At 63.0% G+C, this 26,115-nt stretch carries 24 protein-coding genes and 2 pseudogenes; 14 read left to right on the top strand and 12 right to left on the bottom strand.

What is annotated here, in order from left to right:
- Positions 1 to 103 precede the first annotated feature (103 nt).
- The 4 genes from U8D42_RS28810 to U8D42_RS28795 all read right to left on the bottom strand — a co-directional run bounded on the left by U8D42_RS28810 (position 104) and on the right by U8D42_RS28795 (position 2,864).
- Positions 104 to 616, bottom strand: a complete 513-nt coding sequence (locus U8D42_RS28810) for a hypothetical protein (RefSeq protein WP_047323914.1) — start codon at positions 614 to 616, stop codon at positions 104 to 106.
- A gap of 137 nt (positions 617 to 753) precedes the next feature.
- Positions 754 to 1,011, bottom strand: coding sequence for a hypothetical protein (locus U8D42_RS28805; protein WP_074021056.1), 258 nt, complete (start codon positions 1,009 to 1,011; stop codon positions 754 to 756).
- 79 nt (positions 1,012 to 1,090) lie between these two features.
- On the bottom strand, positions 1,091 to 1,726 hold the full coding sequence (locus U8D42_RS28800; RefSeq protein WP_136246050.1) for a hypothetical protein: 636 nt from the start codon (positions 1,724 to 1,726) through the stop codon (positions 1,091 to 1,093).
- A gap of 103 nt (positions 1,727 to 1,829) precedes the next feature.
- On the bottom strand, positions 1,830 to 2,864 hold the full coding sequence (locus U8D42_RS28795) for a tyrosine-type recombinase/integrase (protein WP_047323901.1): 1,035 nt from the start codon (positions 2,862 to 2,864) through the stop codon (positions 1,830 to 1,832).
- A gap of 355 nt (positions 2,865 to 3,219) precedes the next feature.
- On the opposite strand from U8D42_RS28795, the gene U8D42_RS28790 reads away from it, so the two are divergent.
- Together U8D42_RS28790 and U8D42_RS28785 are read left to right on the top strand one after the other, a co-directional pair.
- Positions 3,220 to 3,846 carry a TetR/AcrR family transcriptional regulator gene (locus U8D42_RS28790; protein WP_089150880.1) on the top strand — a complete coding sequence of 209 codons (627 nt, stop codon included), beginning with the start codon at positions 3,220 to 3,222 and terminating at the stop codon, positions 3,844 to 3,846.
- A 184-nt stretch (positions 3,847 to 4,030) separates the two neighbouring features.
- Positions 4,031 to 4,240: a hypothetical protein gene (locus U8D42_RS28785; protein WP_047323903.1), complete on the top strand. Its 210-nt coding sequence runs from the start codon at positions 4,031 to 4,033 to the stop codon at positions 4,238 to 4,240.
- Positions 4,241 to 4,242: 2 nt separating this feature from the next.
- On the opposite strand, the gene U8D42_RS28780 is transcribed toward U8D42_RS28785, so the two are convergent.
- From U8D42_RS28780 to U8D42_RS28770, 3 genes are all read right to left on the bottom strand, one after another.
- Positions 4,243 to 4,419: a hypothetical protein gene (locus tag U8D42_RS28780; RefSeq protein ID WP_156181225.1), complete on the bottom strand. Its 177-nt coding sequence runs from the start codon at positions 4,417 to 4,419 to the stop codon at positions 4,243 to 4,245.
- Between the two features lie 397 nt (positions 4,420 to 4,816).
- Entirely contained in the window at positions 4,817 to 5,551 is a 735-nt protein-coding gene (locus tag U8D42_RS28775; protein WP_047323904.1) for a TetR/AcrR family transcriptional regulator, read from the bottom strand.
- Positions 5,552 to 5,565: 14 nt separating this feature from the next.
- Positions 5,566 to 6,633, bottom strand: coding sequence for an IS110 family transposase (locus U8D42_RS28770; RefSeq protein ID WP_192579516.1), 1,068 nt, complete (start codon positions 6,631 to 6,633; stop codon positions 5,566 to 5,568).
- 886 nt (positions 6,634 to 7,519) lie between these two features.
- On the opposite strand from U8D42_RS28770, the gene U8D42_RS28765 reads away from it, so the two are divergent.
- From U8D42_RS28765 to U8D42_RS28735, 7 genes and pseudogenes are all read left to right on the top strand, one after another.
- Positions 7,520 to 8,821 carry an MCE family protein gene (locus U8D42_RS28765; protein WP_047323916.1) on the top strand — a complete coding sequence of 434 codons (1,302 nt, stop codon included), beginning with the start codon at positions 7,520 to 7,522 and terminating at the stop codon, positions 8,819 to 8,821.
- Between the two features lie 377 nt (positions 8,822 to 9,198).
- Positions 9,199 to 9,837, top strand: a complete 639-nt coding sequence (locus tag U8D42_RS28760; RefSeq protein WP_322861622.1) for a TetR/AcrR family transcriptional regulator — start codon at positions 9,199 to 9,201, stop codon at positions 9,835 to 9,837.
- A gap of 294 nt (positions 9,838 to 10,131) precedes the next feature.
- A complete protein-coding gene (locus U8D42_RS28755) occupies positions 10,132 to 10,893 on the top strand; it encodes an IS3 family transposase (RefSeq protein ID WP_322861623.1) in 762 nt (253 codons plus the stop codon).
- Between the two features lie 529 nt (positions 10,894 to 11,422).
- Positions 11,423 to 12,871: a group II intron reverse transcriptase/maturase gene (ltrA, locus tag U8D42_RS28750; RefSeq protein ID WP_007168383.1), complete on the top strand. Its 1,449-nt coding sequence runs from the start codon at positions 11,423 to 11,425 to the stop codon at positions 12,869 to 12,871.
- Entirely contained in the window at positions 12,829 to 13,461 is a 633-nt protein-coding gene (locus tag U8D42_RS28745) for a DDE-type integrase/transposase/recombinase (RefSeq protein WP_348636988.1), read from the top strand. Before ltrA ends, U8D42_RS28745 begins: the two co-directional genes overlap by 43 nt.
- A gap of 83 nt (positions 13,462 to 13,544) precedes the next feature.
- Positions 13,545 to 14,689, top strand: a protein-coding gene (locus U8D42_RS28740) for an IS3 family transposase (RefSeq protein WP_089152512.1) whose coding sequence is annotated in 2 segments (ribosomal slippage) — positions 13,545 to 13,812 and positions 13,812 to 14,689 — 1,146 coding nt in all. Because the reading frame shifts where the segments join, the coding sequence is not laid out codon by codon here.
- A gap of 63 nt (positions 14,690 to 14,752) precedes the next feature.
- Positions 14,753 to 15,085: pseudogene (locus U8D42_RS28735) on the top strand (transposase); the annotation flags it as partial.
- 190 nt (positions 15,086 to 15,275) lie between these two features.
- Here U8D42_RS28735 and U8D42_RS28730 read toward each other — a convergent pair.
- Positions 15,276 to 15,983: an enoyl-CoA hydratase/isomerase family protein gene (locus U8D42_RS28730; protein WP_047324124.1), complete on the bottom strand. Its 708-nt coding sequence runs from the start codon at positions 15,981 to 15,983 to the stop codon at positions 15,276 to 15,278.
- 49 nt (positions 15,984 to 16,032) lie between these two features.
- Complete coding sequence (locus U8D42_RS28725) at positions 16,033 to 17,154, bottom strand: cytochrome P450 (RefSeq protein ID WP_431523898.1); 1,122 nt, start codon at positions 17,152 to 17,154, stop codon at positions 16,033 to 16,035.
- Positions 17,155 to 17,443: 289 nt separating this feature from the next.
- Between U8D42_RS28725 and U8D42_RS28720 the strand changes: the two are divergent.
- The 3 genes and pseudogenes from U8D42_RS28720 to U8D42_RS28710 form a co-directional block, all read left to right on the top strand.
- A pseudogene (locus U8D42_RS28720) lies at positions 17,444 to 17,563 on the top strand (DNA-binding protein); the annotation flags it as partial.
- A gap of 96 nt (positions 17,564 to 17,659) precedes the next feature.
- Complete coding sequence (locus U8D42_RS28715; RefSeq protein WP_232527343.1) at positions 17,660 to 17,860, top strand: Zn-ribbon domain-containing OB-fold protein; 201 nt, start codon at positions 17,660 to 17,662, stop codon at positions 17,858 to 17,860.
- Positions 17,857 to 19,041 (top strand): thiolase family protein, encoded by a 1,185-nt coding sequence (locus tag U8D42_RS28710; RefSeq protein WP_047324125.1) that lies wholly within the window; start codon positions 17,857 to 17,859, stop codon positions 19,039 to 19,041. The genes U8D42_RS28715 and U8D42_RS28710 overlap by 4 nt, the downstream gene beginning before the upstream one ends.
- Here U8D42_RS28710 and U8D42_RS28705 read toward each other — a convergent pair.
- Positions 19,009 to 19,620: a TetR/AcrR family transcriptional regulator gene (locus U8D42_RS28705; RefSeq protein WP_083179904.1), complete on the bottom strand. Its 612-nt coding sequence runs from the start codon at positions 19,618 to 19,620 to the stop codon at positions 19,009 to 19,011. The two genes, U8D42_RS28710 and U8D42_RS28705, sit on opposite strands and share 33 nt — an antisense overlap.
- Positions 19,621 to 20,039: 419 nt before the next feature.
- Positions 20,040 to 21,245: a cytochrome P450 gene (locus U8D42_RS28700; protein ID WP_047324126.1), complete on the bottom strand. Its 1,206-nt coding sequence runs from the start codon at positions 21,243 to 21,245 to the stop codon at positions 20,040 to 20,042.
- Between the two features lie 202 nt (positions 21,246 to 21,447).
- Between U8D42_RS28700 and U8D42_RS28695 the strand changes: the two genes are divergently transcribed.
- Positions 21,448 to 21,822: a limonene-1,2-epoxide hydrolase family protein gene (locus U8D42_RS28695; RefSeq protein WP_047324127.1), complete on the top strand. Its 375-nt coding sequence runs from the start codon at positions 21,448 to 21,450 to the stop codon at positions 21,820 to 21,822.
- 3 nt (positions 21,823 to 21,825) lie between these two features.
- On the opposite strand, the gene U8D42_RS28690 is transcribed toward U8D42_RS28695, so the two are convergent.
- Complete coding sequence (locus U8D42_RS28690) at positions 21,826 to 24,909, bottom strand: RND family transporter (RefSeq protein WP_082147679.1); 3,084 nt, start codon at positions 24,907 to 24,909, stop codon at positions 21,826 to 21,828.
- 359 nt (positions 24,910 to 25,268) lie between these two features.
- Here U8D42_RS28690 and U8D42_RS28685 point away from each other — a divergent pair, with 359 nt between their 5' ends.
- The gene (locus U8D42_RS28685) at positions 25,269 to 25,967 is read left to right on the top strand and encodes a TetR/AcrR family transcriptional regulator (protein WP_052955364.1); all 699 of its coding nucleotides are present in this window, start codon (positions 25,269 to 25,271) and stop codon (positions 25,965 to 25,967) included.
- Positions 25,968 to 26,115 lie beyond the last annotated feature (148 nt).

Here is a 26,115-nt window from a genome sequence, read left to right as displayed (position 1 = left end):
GGGTCGAGCCCGGCGATCCATTGGCGGCGAGACTGATGAAGAAGGCGGCTTCGACTAGGCCCACGGTCAAAGAGACAGCCATCGAAGACTGAACCAACCTGGTCTAGTTCATTTCAGGTACCGCAGCAGTTCGCGCACGGATGGCGTCACGCCTTAACGTGTTTGCCAGTTCGGGTTGATCGGTGAGGTCAGCCACCGTGGTGAAGATGCGTGCGATGCGGAGAAACATAGCCGGGGGAGCAGACACATCGCCCTGCGAGCTCTCGGACTGCATAAGCCCAGCAACGGACAGCAGCTCGGTGATCTCGAGTCGGCGAGCCGCGCGTTCGTCGTCTTCAAGCGCCGCGGTGCGCTCACACGCGAGCAGACTTTCGGCCAGACCGGCAATAAGCCGGCCGAGCCCGGAAACGCTGATCTGTGCGGTGCGGGGAAGGGAAAACAGGTCACCGCCAGGTTCCTCAGTAGCGAACGTTGCCACTAACCGGTCGGCAAAAGCGTCTAGGGCGGATACGTCGAAACTGCGCTGCGCCTGGTGCCAGCTGATGCCAAGACGGTCCGCGATGCGCGAAAGCCTCTCTCGTAAAAGGGATTCCGCAGCGGCGACAGAGATCGTCATCCCGCGATCGTCCGCGAGCGCCGCCAACCTGGTCGCAGCCTGCCGAAGCCACCCGCCGGGCTCACCTTCGCCTCGATCGCGGGCCTTACCCACCGCGTCGTGCACCGGTTGGGTAGATGTGCGCGGCCAGATCCGGATCACTCACCACCGTGATCCATTCCCTCACGCCGACGTAACGCTTCCGCTCGGAGTGCGATGCCGACATTGTTAAGTCGGAACTCGTACTCACCGGAGGCCACGAGAAACCAGTCACCAGTGCCGAAGTCACCCCGGTCCATCACCAAGCGCATGGCGCTTCTGATGGCGTCAGTGCTATCACCTCTGAAGCTCGCCAGATGCCCGGCATGGTCGTCGTACATGTGCCATTCGGGCTGCCCACTCAGCCGCTGCCGCAATGGGCCATCCTCGAAACTGGCTCTGAACCCTTGCAGCAGCCGGTACGTCGTGGGGCAACTGCTGCCTGTAGGGCTATGGTCACTCATGAGATGCCTCTCGCACACGTTGTGCCCATCTCTCATGAGCGGATTGCGCCGACATGCCAGCTGCTGCACCAATTCTCGCCCACGACATCTGTCGACCGCGTGCGTGCAGGACGGCCCGATCCAATTGTCGTTCGCCAGAACGAATCACCGCGAGTGCGGCTGCGATCTCAGCTTCGGCGTCGATGTCGCTGATGTGCTCGTTCCACCACACGGCGTGGCCCGCCTCATCCGCATCACCGCCACTGACTACATCCAGGACGTCGTCGTCTGCTGCGAAAATACGAAAGGCAGCGGGATCGTGTCGCACCGGGGAGGGAACGCGCGTCCAAAGCTCTTGACTGACCCAGCGTTTCCTGGGCATTACGTCACCAGGCGCGTAGCAGTTGCAGATAACGCGCCAGCCAACGACGTCGCCGGCGGGCCTGGTCACAAACGCGGCGTCACCGCCGTGTCGGCGCACCGCCTCCTGGCCCCATGTACCGTCGCCATACTGGTCGACGGCAAGGTGTCCTGGTGGGATTCCGGTGCCGAGAATTCCCAGCGCGCCGCGGCCATCGTCGAACTCGGCGGCCATGAACCCCTCGTGCCATTCGCTGCCACGGTCGCCAAGCGAATGCTCCCATCCCATGGATGGGAGTCTAGTCGGTGCGTCAAGATATCCTGATGCAACTGAGCTGGTTCATCAGGACTACCTGACGTAACGTAGAATCTTGCAGAAAGACTGGGGAGCTTTATGGTTCCCGAGCGGTTTCGATCAGCCCATACAGCGGGTTTTGCGCAGCGGCTGCACGGTTCTCCACGCCGGCTCCGTCAACGTAGCGTTGCGAGGTCACCATCGAGTCGTGTCCAAGAAGCTTCATCAGCGCGTACACGCTGACGTTCCCGTTGGCGAGTTCGGTGGCGAAGGTGTGGCGGAAACCGTGTACCAAGACTCCGGCGGCGCGTTGACTGTTCAGCCCCGCTTTCTTGAACGCGCGTAGTACCCGGTACTGGAGCGTGCCCCGTGTCATCCGCTTACCGTCGCTGCCGACGAATAGTGGAGCGGTGGCCGCCCAGGCGGCAAGCCCGGTTTCGGCGGACCGCCGCTTTGTCGTGCCTGGAAAGCGAGCTGCTCGGGATCCCAGATACGCCTCGAGTTCGCGAATGAGGGCGTGTTCTATCGGTATTCGGCGATCTTTGTTTCCCTTGCCGTGGACGTGGATGACGCCTCCCCCATCGGTGGGTCGAATATCGCCGACGTCGGCACGCACCAGTTCGTCTGCCCGCAGTCCGGCGAGCACAGCCGTCAGGACGATAGCCCGGTCCCGCTCGGACCAGTCGGAACGGCGCCTTGAACCTTGGTCCAGATCGATCGCCGCCAGCAGCCCGGAAACCGTCTCGGCGCCAAGGCCTTTCGGGAGCGTCTTAGCGACTTTGGGTCGGCCGATCAGTGACATCGGATTAGCTGCGATAACGTCGCGGCTATAGAGGTAGTCGCACAACGTGTTCCAGTTCGACCAGCATCGCCGAATCGATGCGGCCGAGTGGGTCTGCGCGTAAGTGGCGAAGGCGGTCCGCAGCGCGTCCTTGATCAGGACATCGGGCCTCAAATCAACGACCTGCTCGGGGATGTCGGCAAGCAGAGTGGCGATGGCGTCGAAATCTTGGCGGTATGCCCTCATCGTATGGGGTGACGGCTTGCGTATCGCACGATCGGCGAGGAATTCCAAAAACCATGGCGGGTAACTGGATTCCCTATTATTGTGGCCGGGACGCGGCGGTGCCATGAAGCAATGGTCGCACGATTTGATGGATAACGGCAATTATCCATGATTGACGCGTGTTGCCCGATACCAGCGGGGATTGCGCATAGGCAACGCCGCCATGGAGTTCTTCTGTGCCCGGATACGGGTCGAGCTGCTCAACACCCGGGCTGGGAGACCAGCATGGAATTGGCCGGTGCGATAGCCGACTACTTCGACAACTTCTATAACGTTGAACGCCGCCACAGCTATCTTGGCAACATCAGTCCGGCAGCCGTATGAGACGCTCTGGGTATCCACCAATTGTGCACCCAACGCGCATGACCACGGCTCCAACCGATGGGGACAGTCACTGGGAAACAAAACCTGCGACGGTTCTATCGTGGGCACTGTGTCCCAGATCGCCGATCGTCCCGCGGACTCCTCACAGTGGTCGCCGCGGGAGGCCGAGGTGCTTGCGGTGACGTTAAGCCTGCTGCAGCAACACGGGTATGACCGGTTGACGGTGGACGCGGTGGCGGCCGCCGCCCGCGCCAGCAAGGCGACGGTGTACCGGCGATGGCCGTCGAAAGCCGAATTGGTGCTGACCGCGTTCATCGAGGGGATCCGCCAGGTCGTGGTCCCGCCCGATACCGGCACACTGCGGGGAGATTTGCTGGAACTTGGGGAGTTGGTGAGCCAACAGGCCCGCCAGCACGCCAGCACCATCCGCGCGGTGCTTGTCGAGGTGTCGCGTAACGCCGCGCTCAACGAAGCGATACGGCATCAGTTCCTCGAGCAGTGGAAAGCCTCGGTCCAGCACATCCTGAGGCAGGCCGTCGACCGCGGTGATATCGCCGGCGCCGCCATTAACGACGAACTTTGGGACCTACTGCCCGGCTACCTAATATTCCGGTCCATCATCCCTAGCCGACCCCCCACCGGTCGCACCGTGCAAGCGCTCGTCGTTGAGTTCATCATTCCCAGCCTCACCCGACCCACTGGGCAAGGCGGTTCAGCCCCCTGATTGCCTTCGGCGACGCCTCGCAGGCGTGAAAATGTGGTCGGGTTGCCCACCGACGCCATTTCACTCTGGTTTGTGAGCCTGTGGTTTAGCCTGGCGCCGGGCCCGACCTGGGAGGGTCACGCACTGGCGCTTCGAGCAGGCTGGTCAACGTCCGCGACGTGAAGCACGACAAGTTGGACGCGGTGTGGCTGGCAAGTTCACCGAGAACGGCATGCTGCGGCCATCGTTCGTGCCGCCGGCACCGGGGCGGCGGCTGCACGATTACACACGGCTGCGGGTCGACCTGACCGGCGGACGCGCCCGCTACTGGCGGCAGCTGGAGAAGCTGCTCGAGGACGCGTTGATTAAGCTGCTCGAGGACGCGTTGATTAAAGTGCCGGCGGTGGCGCGTTGAAACTAGTCACCGTCTCGGTTCGCGACATGCTTGAGGCGTTGATCGCTGGCGAGCGCGACGCCGGACAACTCGCTGACCTGGCCCGCGGCCGGATGCGGGTCAAACACGGCGCCTTGTCGAGGCCTTGACCGGCCGATTTCGACGACCACCACGCGGAGCGAAGCCGGATGCTTGCTCACCTGATTGACACCCTAAGCGCGCGGATCGAACCCTAACCATTCGCATCGACGAGCAACTGAGCGCCCTGACCGACGTGGCAGCCACAGCGGCGACACCAACGCGAGCGCGGCCGGCGGCGGGCCAGGCCAGATCATCGTCGACGACACCATGGCCGCCCGACAGACGCTTCCGGAGATCGAGCGTCTCGACGAGATCGCCGGCGCCGGAACGGCTCGGCGTACAGCTGATCCTGGCCGAGATCGCGCCGATATGACCCCAATTCCCGACCGCCGCGCACCTGGTGCAAACGGCAGTCGCTACCGGATTAGTTCGCGGTCAGCCCGCGTTCAGTACGCGTTTCCGCACAGCGGCGGGACGCAGGTGCGTGGCGGCCACCCGTCCAGGTCGCCTCCGGAACTATCTGTCGTTGCCGATCTCGTGGTCGGCAATTGGCCACACTCGGGTAGCCGGAGCGGCTGCTGCGGGAAGCTGGTTTGCGGAGGGGGCCTGCGTTGCGGGCTCATCGGCGTGGCGGCGGTGCGCGGCAAGGAAGTCATCGACGATGCGCTCACAGTCTTGACGATCGATGGCACGCATGCCGGTGAGTCGAGCGAACGCGAGTGGCCCCACAAGTTGACACAGGATCAGCTGCGGGTCGAATTCATCGAGGTCGGCGCGGGCTTTGGGGCTTTGCAAAAGGCGATCGAACGGCTGGCGATATTGGTCGACGATTCGTGTCCGCAGCGCGTGCCGATCGTAGGTTTCCTGGGCGCTGCTATTTGATGCTGGGCCAAGCGCGACCCAAGCCAGTGTGGTGACGTGTAGCGGTGCCTCCTGGAACAGCGTGGCTTGTCGGCTCAACAGTTCGATGAGTTGGTCGCGCAACGGACCCGTCCCCGGCGGTGGATGGACCTGCGGCAGCAGCCGTTCAAACGTGGCGGCCAGCAGCTGAGTGGAGCTGCTGAAGTGGCGATACAGGGTCGTGCGCGCGACTTTGGAGACTTTGGTGACCGCGTCAACGGTGACGGCTTCGATGCCGCCGGCGCTGAGGAGCGTGGTGGCAGCATCCAATAGCCGGGTCCTTGAGCGTAGCCGGCGTGGGTCGACGTCGTCATCGTCGTCAACGGGGAATTCAAGGGCGTCGCGCTCCATGTGTTTCTCCTATGTCAAGCCGCTGCCGTTTGGCAAGGCTGGGTCCGGTTGTGGTGATCGGTGTGGAGACGGCTGAACACGATGCGGGATAGGCGTCGTTTGATGCAGCGCAAGGCTTCGTGTTTGGAGTCGCCGGTGGCGACGCGTTTGCGGTAGTAGGCCTGCCCGCAGCCTTGGAGGCGGATCTGGGTGACCGCGATGCGGTGCACGGCCGCGTTGAGTTGCCGGTTTCCAGAGCGAGTCATGCGGACCCTGCCCGCGCTGTTACCTGACCACACCGGGATCGGCGCCACCCCGGCATGGCGAGCGAAGGCGGCCTCGCTCTTGAAACGAGTCACTCCGGCGGTTTCCCCAACGAGTTTGGCCGCGGTCAAGTCCCCACAGCCCGGTATTGCCAGCAGGGTAGGCGCCACGGCGCGAACGCGTTCGCCGATGCGCTTGGCCAACGCATCGATCTGCTCGGTGAGCCGGGTGATGTCGGCCAACTCCTCACAAGCCAGTTCGGCAACCAGGCCCGGGACTGTGATCAGCCACGCGCCCAGGATCTGGCGGTGTTTGGCTCGGTCCAGCGATGCAGCCTTGGGGGCCCGTTCGGGATCGAGTTCATGGACTCGCCAACGCAGCCGGCTAATCGTCGCCGTGCGTTGTGCCACAAGGACTTCGCGGCGGTCAACTAACAACTTCAGCTCGCGCGATATCTCATCATGAGAAGCAATCGGCAGATCAGGTTCACGCAGAAACCCGCGCGCGACCGCCAGTGCATCGATGGGGTCAGACTTACCGCGCGTGCGTGCTGAGGCACGGGTCTGAGCCATCAGCTTCGGTGGGATGCGCACGACCTGCTGCCCTGCGGTGAGAAGGTCGCGTTCTAACCGGGCTGATAGGTGCCGGCAATCCTCGATCGCCCACACCAGCTGGGCACCGAAACATTCCCGGGCCCACATCACCGCTCCAGCATGCCCGGCGGTGGTCGCTTCGACGACCTTCTCCCCGAGCTTGCGCCCAACCTCGTCGACCGCGACAAAGGTGTGCGTGCGCTTGTGTACATCGGCTCCAACAACAACCATGGTGGTTGCCTCCATTCACTGTGAGGTGACGGTTGGGCCGGTCGGCGGACACATCTCAGTCGGGGGGGATGCCACGCTCCTATCAAGTCACGCCGGCCGGTCCTTCACACCTGATGCCGACAAAACGCATGCACGCCAACCCGAAGGCAGCACCGAGCCTATGAGCCAGACACCAGGTGATCAGGATCCAACCACCGCAACACGCGGCGACCTCACCCTGACACTGAAATCACCGTAAGCCCCGCGGGTACCTGGCACGCACCGAATCGTGCCTGCATCGGACGATTGACCCGTCCCAACGCAACTAACACTACTGGTAGTGGTGTAGCGCTACTAGTAGTAGTGTAGCGCTACTAGTAGTCCTTTATCCATATCCGCCTTTACGCCGGAGGAGGATTCATGTCAGGCAAACGGTCGAACGATCCCTGGCTCACAAGCTCCTCGATGCTGCCACTACATGCCATGTCGTCTGGCTGTCGAACGAGCTTTCCGAGTTGTGCGAGCGAAATCGCGCAGACGGAGAGCGATGGTCTGCAATGAATATGCTGCTTGCGCCAACCAAGCCTCACGTGTGGACACGTGCGGTTCGGGATTTCAGGCTCACCGGCCGCGCGATTACCAGTGGCATGCACCGACCGCCGCCGGCCGACCAAGGCCGCGTGCGTCCACGTCATTACCCGCCTCGCTGCTGCTCATACCTCGACGACGGCCTAATGACCCGGGAAATGCATGACCACTTGCGCGAGGAGCCGATCAGACTAACCTCCCGGCTGGCATTTCGCTTACGCCGCTCATGAAACTGACAAGGTTTCGGCGATGGTGCATCGCCATCGTCAAATCACCTGCGCGCCAAGGAGGGTACGTGCTGTCCTGCGCGAGGTACCGAAACGCTGACTGGACGTTGGTCAGGACTCAGACCAACGCCCCGCGGACCCCGCCGTATAAGTGGATCGCCGTGGCCGTGTTGCTCGTTTTCGCGCTGATTTTGGCCTTGGTGTACGGGCAGTTCCGGGGTGCCTTCACCGAAAAGACGCAGCTGACCATGATCGCCACCCGCGCCGGGTCACTGATGGATCCGGGTTCGAAGGTGACCTATAACGGGGTGCAGATCGGCCGGGTGGGCAAGATCGCGGAGACGGTGCGTGATGGGAAGCCGGCGGCGAAGTTCACCTTGGAGGTGTATCCGCGGTATTTGGCGTTGATTCCGTCGAATGTGAATGCCGATATCAAGGCGACGACGGTGTTCGGTGGTAAGTATGTGGCGTTGACGACCCCGGCTCATCCGTCGCCGCAGAAGATTTCGTCGCACACGGTGATCGATGCGCGGTCGGTGACCACCGAGATCAATACCTTGTTTCAGACGATCACCTCGATTGCGCAGAAGGTGGATCCGGTCAAGCTGAATTTGACGTTGAGCGCGGCGGCGCAGTCGTTGACGGGGTTGGGGGAGAAGTTCGGTCAGTCGGTGACCAACGCTAACGCCTTGCTTGATGACGTGAATCCGCAGCTGCCGCAGGCGCGCAAGGATATTGCGCGGTTGGCGGCGCTGGGGGACACGTATGCGGATGCGTCGCCGGATCTGTTCGACTTCTTGAACAACGCGGTGATCACCTCGCGCACCATCAATGCGCAGCAGAAGGATTTGGATCAGGCGTTGTTGGCGGCGGCCGGGTTCGGTAACACCGGTGCCGAGCTGTTCAACAAGGGCGGGCCGTATCTGGCGCGAGGCGCCGCCGACCTGGTGCCCACGGCCCAGCTACTGGACACCTACAGCCCCGAACTGTTCTGCGCCCTGCGCAACTACCACGACATCGTGCCCATCACGGGTGCCTCCGAAGGAGGCTTCAACGGCTACTCGTTAAACATGGACACCGAGGTGCTCTCCGGGCTGGGACTGATCGCGAACCCGGTGTCCGCGGCGCCCGTCATCGCTTCGCTGGTGGGCGGTGTCGCCGGGGTGGTCGGTGGGGCGCCCAACCCCTACATCTACCCCGAGAACCTGCCGCGGGTGAACGCCCGCGGTGGGCCCGGGGGAGCCCCGGGGTGCTGGCAGCCGATCACCCACGACTTGTGGCCCGCACCGGAGTTGGTGATGGACTCCGGCAACAGCCTTGCACCGTACAACCACCTGGACACTGGATCGCCGTATGCGATCGAATACGTCTGGGGCCGCCAGGTAGGGGATAACACAATCAACCCATAAATGGGCATTCCCGCATAGAGTGGGCGATGAGCTTTTGTGGTGGGAGGGTTTTCGCGTGCGAGCACAGTCAGCATCCGGGACAGCTCTCGACGCAATCCTGCGCCGACGCGGATCTGGTCATCAAGCAGATCCCGGTGATGCAGCATCACGTGGCGCAGATCCCAGTCAGGCTCATCCAGGGCGCAAGCAATATCGGCCAGTGGTGATTGCCTTCGCGGGGCGCAGCCGATTCGCGAGCCGGTATTCCACTGCGGCTTTTGTTGAACACCCGCGTGGAATCGATGAGCATTCGCATGGAATGATCGAGGCGACGACCCGCACTTGGCATCATGCCGCCAAAACCGCTAATGCCGCACCGCGGCAAATGACACACTGAAATGGCGCCGCAAAAGGGTAATCGCAGACCGGGCCGCCCGCCTGCCGCGACGGCCGGCGACGCGCGTCAGCGAATTGTCCAAGCTGCTCGTTTGGTGTTTAGCGAACGCGGCTACGACGGCGCGACGCTCCAAAACATCGTCGCGCGCGCCGAACTGAGCCGGCCGGCGATCAACCACTACTTCTCGAGCAAGCGAGCGTTGTATCAGGAAGTGCTGGTTGAGACCAACGAATGCGTCATCGGAGCCGGTGTTAAACATGCGGACATCGAGAATTCGCTGGTGGCTCGCCTGATGGCGTTCATCTCCGCGGCGATGAGAGCCGGTTCGGAAACTTCCGCCGGGTCTGCGTTTTTAGTCACTGGCGTAATCGAATCGCAGCGCCATCCCGAATTGGTTGGCACCGAAAACGATCCCCTTTGGATCATTCGGAAAGTATTGACACGCTTCGTCAACGATGCGATTGAGCGCGGCGAACTCGCTGCGGATATTGATGCATCGGCAATGGTCGAACCGCTGCTCGTCGTGGGTTGCGGCGTGGGGGTGTACGCGGGCTACGTCCGGAGTTACCCGGAGATGGTGGCCATGACCCGAATGCTGCGCCAACTCGTGGAAGGGGCGCTTTGCCCACCCGAGGATTAGCGGGACGGCCGTTATGATGGTGACCCGTTGGGCTCAGCTGTGCTGAAGCCGACCATCCCCCGTCGAAGATCGCCAAAAACTCACCCGACGCCACCACGGTGATGGACGGCACCGCCCCCAACGACGCCGTCCCGCTCATCCGCTTCCTGGTCAGCGATCCTGATTCGGTACATGCGGCCGCGCCTAGGCAGGCTGACCTGGCGTGTTCCCTGTGAATGAGTCCAACAGATCTGTACCCGTGTTGTTGGTCCAGGGTTGTGAGAGTCGAGGGCAGAGTGATCATCGGGAGGTCACATGCCCCGTCAGTATTCGTCTTCGGTGCGCCGGCAAATCGTTGCACGGCTGCGATCAGGGGAACCCGTTGCCGCCTTGGCTGCCGAGACCTGCATCTGTCAGGCCACACTGTTCCGATGGAAACGTCAGGCACTCATCGACGCCGGGCTCATCGAGGGCATTCCGAGCGTGGAAGCCGACGAGCTGGCGGCCGCCTACAAGCGCATCGCGCAGCTCGAGGCCGAGCTGGCCCTCACCCGCGATGCGTGCGAATTGTTCGACGAGCAGGCGGTGGTGCCCCCAAAACGCCGACGCGCGATCACTGAAGGACTGATCGCGCGAGGACATTCCGGCCGATCCGCCTGTCGGATAACAGGATTAACGCGGTCCTTGCTGCAGTACCACCGGCGACGACCCGTCCCGGATCGCGAAGTGCGACGACTGATCGTGGCCGACACGATCACCGAGATCCACCAACGATCACGCGGCACCTACGGCCGCCGACGGATCCGCGCCGCGCTGCTGGCCGACTACGAGATGAACGTCAACCACAAGCTGGTCAACTCGATCATGTCCGAATACGGCCTGCACGGGCTGCCGCGTCCGGGGCGACGAAAGCCCAACCTGATCGGTGTCGACACCCCAGTCGACCTGGTCAATCGGCGATTCACCGCCACAGGGCCCAACCAACTGTGGTGCACCGACATCGAGCGCCGTGAGGCGCTGTTCAACCGAACGGAGGTGAGAGACCACCGTCGCCGAGCCATCGCAGTGGCCCGGTAGAAGCTGGGGGCAGCCTGATCTAAAGAGACTTTGGTGAGGGTGGGAAGCAGCCCCGACAACGCCGGGACGGCCTGGTACTGCCAGACGGGTCGGGTCCGGCTAGCGAGACGGGAAGGTGTACGCGAGGAACCAGCGGCTGAACGCCTCTTAAGAGAAGACCACCAGCTCCAACCTGGCGGATGCGGGCTGGGCAGCGACGCGCACCCGCCCTGAGGGCGGGGAACTCGTGGGCCGGTTGATGTCGCCGGTTCGGGAGGTCACGGTGAAGGACTGCGGCGTAGCCGTGACGAGGTCGCAGGGGCATAGCTGGACACCTCACCCGTCAAACGGTTGACAGTGAACACGGGAACCACCGCGCCGGTCCCCGGTCAGATCCGGCAGCCAGCCGGGCTGGAGGGGTAGGCAGTCGTCGGCTGATGCCGGTGTGGTGGGGCGGAGGAGCCGTAGTAGTCCGAGGCCGGGAAAGCCGGTCGCATGGCAAAGGGCTCCAGCGGGTTCGCGGCGAGTACGCAGACTGTGGAGGTCACTTGTGAATACGAGTGCTTTGTGGCCCGACCCGGACACGGCCGAGCTGCGGGTACGCAGGATGCAACGCAAACTGCACCATTGGGCGGTTGATGAAAGCGACCGCTGTTTCGATGATTTGTACAACCTCGTTTATGACCCCGCATTCCTCACCCTCGCGTGGGAGCGGGTGCGGACGAACAAGGGTGCGCGCTCAGCCGGTGCCGATGGGACCGCACCGCGGTCTGTCGGTGCGGCAGAGGCGGTCGGACTGCTTCAGCGGCTCCGCGAGGAACTCAAGGAGCGGATATTCCGGCCGGATCCGGTGCGGGAGGTGATGATCCCGAAGGCGAACGGCAAGCTCCGCCGCCTGGGTATCGCGACCGTCGCCGACCGGGTCGTGCAAGCTTCGCTGAAGCTGGTGCTGGAGCCCATTTTCGAGGCGGACTTTCATCCGTGCGCATATGGGTTCCGGCCGGGCAGGCGAGCCCAGGACGCCATCGCTGAGATCCATCACCTCGCCAGCGGCTCACGGGCCTATCACTGGGTTTTCGAGGGAGACATCACGGCGTGCTTCGATGAAATCTCGCATTCGGCCCTTATGGGCCGGGTGCGGCGACGTGTCGGGGACAAACGCGTTCTGGCCCTGGTGAAGTCGTTCCTCAAAGCCGGGATTCTCTCGAAAGATCTCGGCTACCGGGACACCATCACCGGCACTCCGCAAGGCGGAATCCTCTCACCACTGCTCAGCAATGTCGCCCTGTCCGTTCTCGACGAGCACTTCGCCGCGAAGTGGAAGGCGCTCGGCCCGGAATGGACACGTGCCAAGCATCGACGCGCCGGAGTTCCGACCATGAAAATCGTCCGCTACGCAGACGATTTCTGTGTCATGGTCCACGGCACTCGCGCTGATGCCGAAGCGCTTTGGGACGAGATCGCAGCAGTGCTCGCGCCGATGGGCCTGCGCCTGTCGGTCGAGAAGAGCAGGATCTGCCACGTCGACGAGGGGTTCGAGTTCCTCGGCTTCCGCATCCAACGGCAGATCAAAAGGGGCACGACCAAGCACTACGTCTACACCTGGCCGTCGAAGAAGGCACTTATGTCCATCACCGACAAAGTCAGGAATCTGACGCGGCGACACAAACATCGAACGCTCGCTGATCTGCTGCGCCAACTCAACCCCGTCCTGCGGGGATGGTGCAATTACTTCCAGCACGGGGTGTCCAAACGCACCTTCGACTACCTCGACCACTTCACATGGTGGCGGGTGGTGACTTGGATGCGCAAACGGCACCACGGGCTGGCGTGGGGCGTCTTCCATCGACGGTTCCTGCCCAATTGGCAAATCCGCGAAGGCAAGACGGCGATGTTTCGGCCGCAGAAGGTAGAGGTCACCCGATACCGCTACCGGGGCACGAAAATCATCACCCCTTGGACAGCGAGGCCGACGGACATCACTGCACCAGTGGCCTGAATCCGTGGAGAGCCCGTTGCGGAGAAATTCGCTCGGCGGGTTCGGAGGGCGGGCCGGGGAAACGGATCGGTAGAAATGCCGACACCGCGCCCCGGTCCGACCCCTACACCGAACACCCCGCCCGCGACGGCAAGGTGTACTGCTGCGCGATCCTGGACTGCTTCTCACGGATGATCGTGGCCCGCACCTTCTCCACCACCGCCGACACCGCACTGGTCAACAACGCGGTCAACATGGCTGTCGACAACAGAACCCTAAGTAGCCCAACCATTCTGCACGCCGACCACGGCACGCAATTTACGTCCTGGAGCTTCGGGGAGAACATGAGACGTTGGGGCCTGCTCGGCTCATTCGGCACCGTGGGCGACTGCTTCGACAACGCCGCCATGGAGTCGTTCTGGGCCCGCATGCAAGTCGAGCTGCTCAACACCCGCAAATGGGCCACCACCATCGAATTGGCCGCCGCCATGGCCGATTACATCGACAACTTCTACAACGTCGAACGCCGTCACAGCTACCTCGGTAACATCAGCCCCACAGAGTTCGAAACACTCTGGACGTCCACCTATTCGATCCCTCAACTCGCATAACCACGGCCCGAAACGGCGGGAACAGATCAAACCAGTTTTAGAGTCCTGTGGCCCGATGTCGGGCTGGAAGGGACGATGAATAGATGGCTGGTCGGAAGCGGCATTCCGCTGAGGACATCGTGCGCAAACTGCGCCGCGCGGATGAGCTGTCCGCTGCCGGAAAGACCGGCGAGGAGATTGCCGCCGAACTGGATGTGTCGGCGGCGACGCTGTACAACTGGCGGCGCACTTACGGCGGGATGGACACCGATGCCGCCAAGGAGCTCAAGGAGCTGCGCGAGCAGAACGGCCGATTGAAGCGCTTGCTGGCCGACGCCGAGCTGGAGAAGGACGCGCTGCGTGAGGTGGCTAAGGGAAAATTCTGAGCCCGGCTGCCAAGCGCCGCGCCGTGGACATGCTCAAGGAGACGTTGAGCATGTCGGAGCGGTTGGCGTGCAAGGCCGTTGGGCTGGCCCGCTCCACCTACCGCCGCCTGCCGTTGGGGCAGACCCCTGCTGATCCTGACGCCGAAATGAGGGGCTGGCTGCGCGCCTACGCCGCCAAACACCCGTGCCATGGGTTCCGGCGTGCGTGGGCGGCGTTGCGCTTCGACGAGCGCCGTGAGGTCAACAAGAAGAAGATCCACCGGCTGTGGCGCGAGGAAGGGCTGCAGGTGAAGGTGAATTCGCCGCGTAAGCGGGCGGGGGTGTCCTCCATCCCGCCGGTCGACGCCGATGCGCCGAACGTGGTGTGGGCGATCGATTTCCAGTTCGACTCCACCATCGACGGCAAGGCCATCAAGATCGCCTCGATGATAGACGAGCACACCCGTGAATCGCTGTTGCATGTGGTGGAGCGATCGATCACCGCCGAACGGTTGGTGGTCGAGCTCGAGGATGCGTTCGCCGCCGCGGGTGGGCCGCCGAAGGTGCTGCGGATGGACAACGGCCCGGAGTTGGTTTCTCAAGCGCTGCAACGGTTCTGCGAGAACAAGGTCGGGCTGCTCTACATTCCACCGGGAATGCCGTGGAACAACGGATACATCGAATCGTTCAACAACCGACTGAGGAAGGAGTGCCTCAACCGTAACCACTGGAACACCCTGTTCGAGGCCCGCGTGGTCATCGGGGACTTCAAGCTCGAGCACAACCACCGACACCGTCACTCGGCCCTGGGCTACCAAACGCCGGCCCAGTACGCTGCGTCGTGCAGGTGCACCCACACCCCGGTGGCCTGCGTGATCAACTGAATCCGGAACGAAACAACCCGACTCTAGATCGGGGTGGACTCAGTAACGGGGACTCGCCACGCCGACCTGGACTGCCACGTCGTTCTCGACAACGCCTCCACGCATAAGACCCCAGCGGTAAAGCGTTGGCTGACAGCACATCCCCGCTTCGTGTTGCACTTCACTCCCACCAGCTCAAGCTGGCTCAACCTCGTGGAACGCTGGTTCGCCGAACTGACCACCAAAAAACTACGCCGCGGCACCCACACCTCGGTCCGTCAACTCAACGCCGACATCCGCGCCTGGATCCAAACCTGGAACAACAATCCACGCCCCTACGTCTGGACCAAGACCGCCGATCAAATCCTGGCCAGCATCGCAAACTACTGCACCCAAATTAATGACTCAGGACACTAGACCTCGCAGTCCTATGCCGGCGGGTCGCAACACTTAACCCTGTGACCCGGCAGGGCCAGATGATGCCCCGGGGCAATTGGATTGATCCCGCGGCGCCGCGGTAACCGTCTTGGCCACTGCGAGAAATTGTTTCGCGCAATAGTTGTGCGCTCGTCCTGCCTTCCACATCCTGCTGCCTCCCGACGCTTCGTCAAGGACGCCGGAGTGCTTGCATTTCCGTGAGCTCACGGCTGATCGCGTCGAGCGCCGCGTTGCGCCGCCCGCTGGTCATGAGTCGTTTAGTAGCTGCCACGGCATTCGGATCGTGCGTGCTAATTAATGTTGCCGCGGACGAAACCTGTTCGACGAGTTCGGCATCGGGAACCACTCGCCAGGCCAGACCAGTTCGGAAGGCGGCCGCTGCGTCGATCCATTCGCTGGAAAGCATCGCCCACATTGCATCCGCCCATCGCATTCTCGTGGACAGAAGTGCTGAACTGCCTGCCTCTGGCGCGATGCCCAACGCGGTGAACGGAAATCTCAGCCGGGCGGTTTCGGCGAGGAGCACCAGGTCGCAGTACAGCAGCAGCGTGCAGCCGAACCCCACCGCGACCCCGTTGACGGCGCCGAGCAAGGGTTTTTCGAATCCGCCGAGGACGTCGAGAAGTAGGAGGAATTCGTCACCGGCGTGCTGTCGCACGGTATCTGGCGCCGCGGCGTCGAGCAGTGATCGATCGGCGCCAGCAGAGAAAGCTCGTCCACGGCCGGTCAGCACCACGGCCCGTGCCGCGTCATCACGGGCGAGGCGCTGCAGCGTGACCCGCAGCTCCTGATAACCGGCGGCGGTGAACGCGTTAAGACGTTCTGGACGATCGAATGTCAGCCAGGCCACTGCGCCGTCGCGCCGCTCGTGAAGCATGTAAGCCACCCGGACGCCTAGGCGCCGGTCGGTGCGGCGAGCTTGCCCATTATTCGGCTCCGGTGTGCATGACCATCGGGAATGTCTGCGCGGCGCGAACGCCTGGGGTGAAGTCGAGTTCGACTCCGGGTTTGATGTGGTATTCGGGGATACGTTCGTGCCAGACGCGCAAGGCGGTTCGCAGCTCGACGCGAGCGAGGTGAGAGCCCAGGCAGCGGTGTACCCCGCCGCCGAAACCCAAGTGCCGGTTCAGTTTGCGGTCGAATCGCACGGATTCCGGGTCGATGATAGACGTTTCGTCGGTGTTGGCCGAACCGAGCATGACCAGCACCTGTTCGCCGGCGTGGATGGGGCATCCACCGAGTTCCGTGTCGTGCGTGGCCTCACGTGCGACGGCCATGACGGGTGTTTCCCACCGCAGAAGTTCCTCGACGATGAAGGGAATGTTTTTCGGGTCGTCGGCGATCGCCTGGCGAATTTGTGGATGCTGTGCGAGGTAGCTGAAAAAGCAGTCTAGCGACGCCGACACGGTGTCGAGCCCGGCGATGAGAAACAGGAAGCAGATGTCGAGGATTTCGTTACTGCTGAGTCGATCTCCGTCGATTTCTGCTTCAAGGAACCAGCTCAGCAGATCGTCGTGGTGCTCGCGCTTGCGCTGCTCCATCGTGGCGGCGAAGTAGGCGTAGATCGACTGCGCCGTGGCCGCCTGATAGGCGTCAGTATCGGGGTGGCCCAACGGCTTTCCGGCCAACTCGTGTGGCCTGATGATCCCATCTTTCATCAGAAGCAGCGTGGGCAGCTCGTCAAGCGGCAGGCCCAGCATGGTCAAAAAGACCTGGGTGGGGAAAGGGACGGAGAACTCCTCGACGAAGTCGATCTCGTCTCGGCCGATGAAGCCGTCGATGAGTTGGTTGACCAGTGCCGAGATCGACACCTCAAGTGCTTTCATCCGTTTTGGCGCGAACAGCGGGTCGAGGATCTTGCGAAACTTTCCGTGCTCTGGCGGATCGATCTGAAGGGGGATGAGCGGTCGGTCGTTTTTCAGCACGCCTGAAGTCAGCGCCGAGGAGTACAGGTGCGGGTTGTGCAACACCTCGTCCACGAGTTCCCAGGTGCTGACCAGCACTCCGATACCGTCCACGCGCATCACCGGAGCAGAGTCGCGCAACATCTTGTATGTCGGCTGAGGATGCCGGGTCAGCTCGGGAGCCGCGAGTAGGCCCAGCCCCGACACGTCGTCTTCCTGCGTCATCCAGCTCCCTTATCGTCCAGTGCCGCTGGGCAATACCTAACGGCAGTTGGTAGTTGCCTAAGGCGGCCTGCGTCAGCTCACAGTCCGTGTTTCCGCGCCGCCGACCGCACAAGCCTGGTCGACAGATTCGACGATCCAACCACCGCGTTGTTTACAAATGCTATTTTTATAGTCTCTCGAGCACAAGTGCACAGTCAACACCGACAGGATGGAGACCATGCTCCGACCACCCCGCGTGTTGCCTTCCATGGACGACCCCAGCGCGTTCTTTTGGAGATCCGGCGCCGACGGCCGTCTGCGCTTCCTGCGCTGTTCGGCGTGTTGGTATTTCATCCATCCGCCTGCGCCGTACTGCCCGCGGTGCGGCGGCCGAGATACCGCACCGGCCGCCGTCTCTGGGAGGGGAAAGCTGTACTCGTACACCGTGAACCATCAGCCGTGGGACAGCACTAGCGAGGTGTACATCATCGGTGTGGTCGCGATGGATGAGCAGCCCGACCTTCGGTTGCTGACCAATCTGGTCGACGTCGCCGCCGACGACGCCCGCGTCGGCATGCCGGTGGAGGTGGTCTTCGAGGATCACCCACCGGTGCATCTTCCGATGTTTCGCCCGGCGACATCATGACCGAAGCCGAACGCCGAGCGGTCATTTCGGGCATCGGGCAATCCCAGGTGGGCCGGCGGCTGGGGCGCGACGGTCTGGACCTGACCATCGATGCCGCCCTTGCAGCAATTGCGGACGCGCGGCTGACCGTCGACGATATTGACGGGCTGGCCACCTATCCGGGAGGCGTCCACGGATACCCCGGGTTCTCGGGTCCCGGTTCACCCCAGGTGCAGGATGCGCTGCGGTTGTCGCTCAACTGGCACAGCGGCGCCGCCGAGGGACCCGGGCAGTTGCAGGCGGTCATCAGCGCGGTGATGGCGGTGTCGATGGGCCTGGCCCGTCATATCCTGGTGTATCGCACCGTTACCGAATCGACCGCACAGGGCAGCGGGCATCGCCCGGGCATCGGCGTCGGCGGCAGCGAAGTGGGCGGCCCGCTGCAGTGGCTGATCCCTTTTCGAGCGTATTCGGCGGCGAATTGGCTCGCGCTCTACGCACAGCGGCACTTTCATGAGTTCGGAACGACTCACGAGCAGATGGCGCAGATCGCGTTGAATGGGCGCCGCAATGCCGCGCGTAATCCGAAGGCGGTGTTCCGCGATCCGTTGACGCTCGAGGACTATCTGGCATCGAGGATGGTGTCGTCCCCGTTTCGGCTCTATGACTGCGATGTTCCCGTCGACGGATCCACCGCGCTTGTGGTGTCTGTCGTCGAACACGCGTCGGCCGTCGACCACCCGGTTGCGCGCGTCGAAGCTGTGGGGACCGCGCTGCGGGGACGACCGTCGTGGGAGCAGTGGGAGGACTTGACCACCATGCCGGCGCGCACTTCCGCCGAACACATGTGGTCGCGCACCGATTTGCGACCCGCCGATGTCGACGTCGCGCAGCTCTACGACGGATTCAGTTGGTTGACGATGTCGTGGTTGGAGGCCCTCGGGTTCTGCGGTCACGGCGAAAGCGGCCCGTTCATCCAGGACGGCACGCGCATCGCGCTCGATGGCGAACTGCCGTTGAACACCAACGGCGGGCAGCTATCGGGAGGCCGCCTGCACGGCTACGGCTATCTACATGAGGCGGTGCTGCAGCTGCGCGGGGAAGCCGGGACACGGCAGGTCGCGGGCGGGCCTGAAGTAGCGGTGGTGTCTAACGGTGGGGGACCGATTTCAGGCTGTGTGCTGCTGACGCGGCTTGCGTGACCGCTGACTCCGATTACCGGTGCCCGCCGCAGCTTCGGTGATGCTCAATGCGGGCCAGATGAACCGTATCGCTTGTGCCCGTGCGGCTTTACGGTTGTGGGGGTGCCCGTGCGGGGAGGTCGCTGCGCTGCTGACGATGGCGAAAATGCTCACGGCGTCCGGTTCCGGCTTCGGTGAGCGCAGCACCCCGGCGCGGTGGCCGGCGCGCAGCACCCCGACAAGCGGCTGGGAAAGCAACCAGCGCATCTCCATGATCTCGGCCACCTGAGTGGCGCTGTGAACCTCCGACGTGGTGAAAAGCGCTGTGCGCGAGGCTTTCCTGGGTTCGAAGAATTGGCCCAGCAGCCCGTCGAGCCAGGCCTCGAGCGCCGCCACAGGATCAGGGGCCGCTGCGATCGCGCGCTCCAACGCCCGCCGCGCCGACTCGCCGTCCCGCTGGATGATCGCGGCCAGCAATGCGTGCTTGGACTGAAAGTGGCGGTAGAAACTGGTGGTCGACAGTTCGGCCTCGGCCAAGACATCAGCGACGGACATGCCGGCGAAGCCGTTGCGCGCCATCACCCGCACTGCGGCGTCCATCAGCAAGCGACACTCGGTGTCGTCGTCGAAGTGGCGTGGACGCCCAAGCTTCTCGGACTCTCGTGCCGGTGACTTGCTCACCGCACTTCCTCCCTCGATCTGTTCTCGCGCCGTCCATCGTGCTGGTCTCGGTCTATCGTCCCTCAACCACTGACGTGTGGTTAGGACGCTACCGGACCATAGATTCAGAAGCGTTGAGATCAGGCCCTGCCAGGTTTTGCGCACCGCCGGTGCAACGAGATCCGACTGCCGATACACGTAGCCGTCCGCGGATCCTGCGTGGCGGTGCTCGCCATCCGCGGGGTACTGCGCTCGGTCAAGCCCTGGGGACGGATGCTGGGGCCGGTCGCCGTGCAACGGAAGAAGTCGTCACCGTGGACCTGCGGGTGCCGGCTTGCTGTGACCAACCAGAGGCGCGGTCACGGCGACGTGAAGGTGACGTGCAGAGCATCCGGTCCGCGCAGCGTGGTGCCGACTTGGCTGGTGACGGTTGACGAACGGGCGTTCGCGGGATCCAATGCGAGATGGGGCAAACGCCGCGTCAGCAACGTCACTGCGGCAACGAGTTCGGCGTTGGCCAGCCAATTGCCGATACAGCTGTGCGGGCCCTGCCCGAATGACACCGTCGGCATGACGTTTCGGGTGATATCGAATTCGTCGGGCCGGTCGTAGACAGCCGGGTCTCGATGCGCCGCATTGATCGCGAAGATCATCGGCGTTAACGCTGGGATCTCGATCCCGTGCCACGTGGTCGCCTCGGGACATGCCCGGGGGAGCATTCCGACCGCGGGCTCCCAGCGCAATCCTTCCCAGACCGCCGGTTGGGTGTGCCTTTCGAGATCGGATCGCAGTAGGTCGAGCTGCTCGGGGTGGTTGAGCAGCGCGGACAAGATATTGCCCAGGGCGAGCATGGTGGTATCGGCTCCCAGGGGGAACAACATCCGCAAGAACGTAAGAATCTCTTCGTCGGTCAGGGTTTGGCCGTCGTCGGTGCTGGCCGTGACCAGCATCGAGATCATGTCATCGCTCGGCTCGCGCCGGCGCTCGGCGATCAACGGGGCCACATATTCGGTGAACTCCCGGGCCGACCGGGTGGCCCAGTCGGGATCGAACGGATAGTGGATCATCGCTTGCGCCCAGCGATGAATTTTGGCTTCGTCGTCTACGGGAATGCCGAGCAGGCGGCTGATGATCAGCAGTGAATATCGGTGGGTGAAGTCAGCGACCAGGTCGACCCTTCCTCGGTCGATGAATCGGTCGATCAACTCATTGATGACCGGTTCGATCACCGGCTGTATGTACCCCTGGACACGATTACGCCGCAACGGCGCGGAGACCATCATCCGGTTGGCGCGGTGTTCTGCGCCGGACATGCTTAAGACCGTTCTGCCGAATACCGGTTCGGTGGTCATTGCATAGACAGGTGCAGCGGGAAACGCGGCCTCGTCCCTGAAGGCAGCCCGGACCAGCTCGTCGGTCAACAGCAAAACCGCCGGCACTCCGGCAAACCGGACGATCGCGTAGGGCTTGCGTTCCCGCAGCCGCGCGAGCACGGCGTGCAGGTCGGGCTGATCATCGAATGCGAAATCGATGTTATCGATGTCTAACGTTTGCGCCGACGGCATGAGTCCACCATAAGCTATGCAACATCCAACGCACAATGTCGTACGTTGCCCACTGCGTCTTGCTCCGATGCCCGACCGTCCGTCAGCGCCGCCCGACCGGCGAGGAAAGAGGCGCCTGTCGTCTGGTGCTTATCCGGCCGAAATCATCAAATAAGCCGCGGCGCAGCTTGATTTACGTTGCCTCAACGGGTTTCATCGAGCTATGACATCATCAGCCGACGACCTGGTCACTGAATTCTGCAACCTCTGGGCAACGCCCGACGCGGAGCAGTTGGCCGGCTATTTCACCGAAGACGCGGTATACCACAACATTCCGATGCAGCCGCTACACGGGCGCACTGCGATCAAGGAGTTCATCGAGGGGTTCACCGCCGCAGTCGACGGCATCGACTTCCGAATTCATCGGCAGCTCAGCAACGGCGAGCTAGTGATGAACGAACGTACGGATGTGCTGCGACGCAAGGACGGCGGTGAAATACATCTTCCGGTCGCGGGAGTCTTCGAGATCCGGGACGGACGGATCGCGGCATGGCGGGATTACTTCGACATGGCCGCGATCACCAGCGGCTTCAGCTGATACTCAGGCGAAGTTTCTTCCCGCCGGGCGAAAGCGGCGCAATCCCAACCGGATAGCTTTCCATCGACCGGTTGCCCTTCGCCGCGACGTCTGCGGGCCGTACCCAGGCCACCAGCTCGCCTCGCGGAGCAACGTGGCGATGGCGGGCACCATGAGAGTCCGGACGACGAACGTATCCAAGAGCAATCCGCATCCGATGATGAAACCCATCTGAACCATCGTCGCAATGGAGCCGACCATCAACCCGAACATGCTCGCCGAAAAGATCAAGCCTGCGGAGGTTATCACCGAGCCGGTGCTGGCCACAGTCCGCAGCACTCCGACCCGAATGTTGTTGGCCGACTCTTCGCGGAGCCGCGAGATGAGCAGCATGTTGTAGTCGGCGCCCACTGCGACGAGGATGATGAACGACAACAGCGGCACCGGCCAGGTGATGTCATGGTGCAGGCCGTACCGGAATATCGCAACGCCCAGGCCCATTGCGGCGGCGTAATTGAGCACAACGGTGACGAGCAGATACAGCGGCGCCAGGATCGCCCGAAGAAGCACAACCAGTATCAATCCCACGATGATCAAGGTGGCGATCGCGAGCCGGACGAAGTCGTCGATGAGTAAGTGCTGGATGTCGGCATTGACCGCGGGAAAACCGACCATCGAAACCTTGGCACCGGCCAGCGACGTGTTCGGCGTCGCCGCGGCCGCGACGTCAGCAACCTTATGAACGAGCGCCATCGCCTCAGCGGAGTAGGGATCATACTGCGACTTGATTTCGAACCGAACGGTCTCGCCGTCCCTTGATACAAACTGGCGAGCAACGTCACCAAATCGCTTGTCCAACAGCGTATTCGGCGGCATATAAAAGCCGGCGGATGAATTCGCTCCCTCGGAGCCGCGGGCCGATTCCTGCAGCTGTGCCGCTATCTGACTCATACCGGTGACTAGCTGGATGTTGCTGTCGGCCAGCGTGTGAACCCCGACAGCCAACGCCCGCGCACCCGAGGCGAGTCGTCCGATGCCGCTTTGCAGCAGCCGGATCTGGCCCGCAAGACCGGCATTTGGGCCCCCGGCGCCTTTCATGCTGCGGCCAAGGGTCTCCGTCGCAGCTTGTATCTGCGCTATCGTCGGCTCGACGGGCATGTCGCCCGTCTGGGTGCTCAGCTGATCACCCAGGTCGGCGATCTGATCGAAGAAGCCACCGTTGCGCAGCGAAACGAGCGTCTGAACGTGTGCACGTAACGTGACGCACTGCGGAGTCTCGGCGCACCATGGTGCGCTGTCCAGCGTCGCGGCCAAAGGTTCGATCGCCGCGATGGTTTCGGCTGCCCGCAACGCCAACGGCCGTAAACTCGCGCGGTCCTGAACAAGGCGATCAATGTTGGGCCCCATCGCGTTCAGCTGGGTGAGCAGAGCGCGATAGCTCTCGATCTGACCACCGGCCCGTTGCACCTGGTCGAGCAGACCCGTCATCGGGCCGAGAGCTGATTGGATGCTGGTATCGAGCTGGGTCAGTCCGTCGGCCAACCGGTCCGCCCCGTCGGTGAGTTGCTTCAGCTGACCTTTGCGGCCCTCAGCGTCGACCGCGGCATCGGTGAGCTTCTCGCCAATTTGGCCATTCTGCCAAGCTAATTCCGCTTGCTCGAGACGTCTGCCGGTTGGCCGGGTAACGCCGACTACCTCCGTGACGCCCGAGATCTGCGAGACACGCGAGGCCATCTCTTCCAGATCGGCGAGACCAGTGCCGGTACGCATATCTTTCGGGGACTCCACAAGTAAAAACTCGGTCATCGTTGTGTCCCTGGGGAAATGCCTGTCCAGCAACCGATAACCTTTGTTGCTGGCGGTGTCGGCCGGTTGCGCCTTGCGGTCGTCATAACTGATCCGCATGGTGAGACAAATCGAGCCCAGCGCCACCAAAATCAGCAAACTGATCGCTAACAATGGCACCGGTCTGCGTACCACAGTCACGGCGATGCGGTTCCAGTAAGCTCGCGTCCGATCCGCGCGGGGTTCGCCAACGCCGCGTTTAGCGGCCAATACCAGCACCGGCGGCAGCAACGTCACCGAGGCGACAAAGCCGACCAGCACGGCAATGGCGCACGCAGGCCCCGATGTGGCGAAGATGTTCAATTTTGCGAATGCCATGGCCACCATGGCCAACGCGACCGTCGCGGCCGAGGCGAGGATCACCCGGCCGATCGTTGCGGTGGCGAGCACGACTGCGAGGTCCACCGCGACGCTTTGTCGTCGTTGCTCGTGATACCGGCTGATCAGAAAGACCGAGTAATCGGTACCGGCACCCAAAAGGATGACGGTCATGAATGCGATCGTGAACTGCGACACCGGCATTCCGATTTCACCGAGGCCCGCCAGAATGCCTCGTCCGACCGCCAAACTCAGACCAATGACAAGTAGCGGAAGCAGTGCGGTGAACACCGAGCGATAAACCAGTAACAGGATCGCGGCGATCAGACCGGCGGTGGCCAGCGAGATAATCAACAGATCGCTGTTGGCGGCGACGATCTGATCGCTCATCGTGGCGGGTGGACCGGTAACTTCGGCGACGGTTCCGGTGCCACGGAAGGCTTCAGTCGCGATATCGCGAACCGACTGCACCGATTCGGCCGCCCGGGGGCTGCCCAGAGTGCCTGCGACCCCGACCGGCAGGTACCAGGCTTTACCGTCATCGCTTGTCGCCTGCCGCGCAGTCGCTGGATCGGCCAGCAGGTCCCGGACCAGTTCCACTTGGCCGGAGTCCGCACGCAACCTCTCAACCATCGCCGAATAGCGCTGTCGCACTGGCGGAGTCAGGCCACCGGAGTTTTCCATCGCGACGACCACCGTCGTCGTCGAGCCAACCTCGCCGAAAGCTCTCCCCATCCGGTCCAGCGACTGAAACGAGGCGACATCCCGAGGAACCGGATCCACCGATTGCTGCCTGACGACGGACTCCAACTGCGGAAACGCCAACGCCAACACAATCGCAAGACCCAGCCACGCGCCGATCACCACGGCCTTATGCGTCAGTGCGAACCGAGCAACCCCAGCCAGGACCGCACTGTGGTGCTCGGCGTCAGTGGATCGCGTCATGGTCGTTCACCATGTCCGGCACGAGCGCCGGATAAAGCCTCTGGCCGGGCCGGCCCGAAATCTTTGGCAGCCACCCAGCCCCTGAAGCAGCGTCGACGGTCCCGCTGCGCGGCGGTCAGCATCACGTACGCAACATACAACATAATTCGCTGTGTGTCGCATACCGGCGATGTCCACGCGGCGGCGCTGCGCGCAATCCTCGCCGGATTAAGCGATCAAACCCGTCGACGACGCGGTGTTCGCTACCGTTAATGCGGGGACACCGGTCCGACTGAGGAGATCCGAAGCCAGATGCCAAACGATGCCCAGCGCCGGCGCTGGAAATACTTGCGCGGCACACCATACGTCCAGGCCGAATTGTGACGCCGAGCCGACTCCGAGTCGTTAAAGGCGGCACGCGCGCCGGCACTTGGGGCGATCGCCCGCCGACTGACGACGACGAGGCTCGCAGCCGCCTGCTCGATGCGGCCGAGGCCTGCTATGAGCGTCACGGCGTCAGCCGCACCACGGTCGACGACATCGCCAGGGAAGCGTCAGTGCATCGTACGACCGTGTACCGCTACTTCGGCTCACGTGACGACGTGCTGGCGTTCGTGATACTGCGCGATTCGGCCGGCGTGATCCAGGGCGCCGAGCGGTCGATGAACGGCAATGGCCCATTCGGCAAGCGGCTACTTGATGCGCTCGACGGTGCGATCGCAGCGGTGGAGAAATCACGCTGGCTGCGTGTGTTGTTTTCGCCGGAAAGCCTCACCATGACAGTGGCCGCCGCGGCATCCACCGCCTTCCGTGACCGCATCCGCGAGGCGCTGCGACCATACGTCGACGCGGCGAAGGCAAACGGCGAACTGCGAGAGCAACTCGACCCCGACGCAGTCGCCGACTGGCTGGTGCGGGTTGCGCAGATGTTGCTGATGGATCATCTCGCCGGAAGCCAGCACCATACCCGCATGGACAGGCGCGCGACGCTGCGCAACTTCGTCATCCCGGGCATCCTCAGCCCCACCGCCGCCGACGCCGCGACAGTACCGACACCAACGAAGAGCGCGAAGCGATAGTTGACCATTCGACACGGACGCCGTAGGCCCCAAGCGATCGCTCCAGCGGGATTCCCAAGCGTCCCGGGACAACCGTCGGTTCTAGGATCCGCAACGAAGATCAGAAAACCCGTCCGCCACCCGTTGGCGGCCGTTGCTCACGACGGTG

Source organism: Mycobacterium europaeum, from assembly GCF_034555895.2.
GTDB lineage: Bacteria > Actinomycetota > Actinomycetes > Mycobacteriales > Mycobacteriaceae > Mycobacterium > Mycobacterium europaeum.
This window is presented reverse-complemented; position numbering and strand designations above follow the sequence as displayed.

Coding starts and splice junctions, on each gene's coding strand:
- U8D42_RS28800 (WP_136246050.1), bottom strand. CDS start 1,726: ATGGGATGGGAGCATTCGCTTGGCGACCGTGGCAGCGAATGGCACGAG.
- U8D42_RS28730 (WP_047324124.1), bottom strand. CDS start 15,983: ATGCTTCACGAGCGGCGCGACGGCGCAGTGGCCTGGCTGACATTCGAT.
- U8D42_RS28695 (WP_047324127.1), top strand. CDS start 21,448: ATGACATCATCAGCCGACGACCTGGTCACTGAATTCTGCAACCTCTGG.
- U8D42_RS28760 (WP_322861622.1), top strand. CDS start 9,199: ATGGCGCCGCAAAAGGGTAATCGCAGACCGGGCCGCCCGCCTGCCGCG.
- U8D42_RS28705 (WP_083179904.1), bottom strand. CDS start 19,620: ATGGACGCCGCAGTGCGGGTGATGGCGCGCAACGGCTTCGCCGGCATG.
- U8D42_RS28700 (WP_047324126.1), bottom strand. CDS start 21,245: ATGCCGTCGGCGCAAACGTTAGACATCGATAACATCGATTTCGCATTC.
- U8D42_RS28775 (WP_047323904.1), bottom strand. CDS start 5,551: ATGGAGCGCGACGCCCTTGAATTCCCCGTTGACGACGATGACGACGTC.
- U8D42_RS28710 (WP_047324125.1), top strand. CDS start 17,857: ATGACCGAAGCCGAACGCCGAGCGGTCATTTCGGGCATCGGGCAATCC.
- U8D42_RS28770 (WP_192579516.1), bottom strand. CDS start 6,633: ATGGAGGCAACCACCATGGTTGTTGTTGGAGCCGATGTACACAAGCGC.
- U8D42_RS28795 (WP_047323901.1), bottom strand. CDS start 2,864: ATGGCACCGCCGCGTCCCGGCCACAATAATAGGGAATCCAGTTACCCG.
- U8D42_RS28810 (WP_047323914.1), bottom strand. CDS start 616: ATGACGATCTCTGTCGCCGCTGCGGAATCCCTTTTACGAGAGAGGCTT.
- U8D42_RS28755 (WP_322861623.1), top strand. CDS start 10,132: ATGCCCCGTCAGTATTCGTCTTCGGTGCGCCGGCAAATCGTTGCACGG.
- U8D42_RS28690 (WP_082147679.1), bottom strand. CDS start 24,909: ATGACGCGATCCACTGACGCCGAGCACCACAGTGCGGTCCTGGCTGGG.
- U8D42_RS28725 (WP_431523898.1), bottom strand. CDS start 17,154: ATGTTGCGCGACTCTGCTCCGGTGATGCGCGTGGACGGTATCGGAGTG.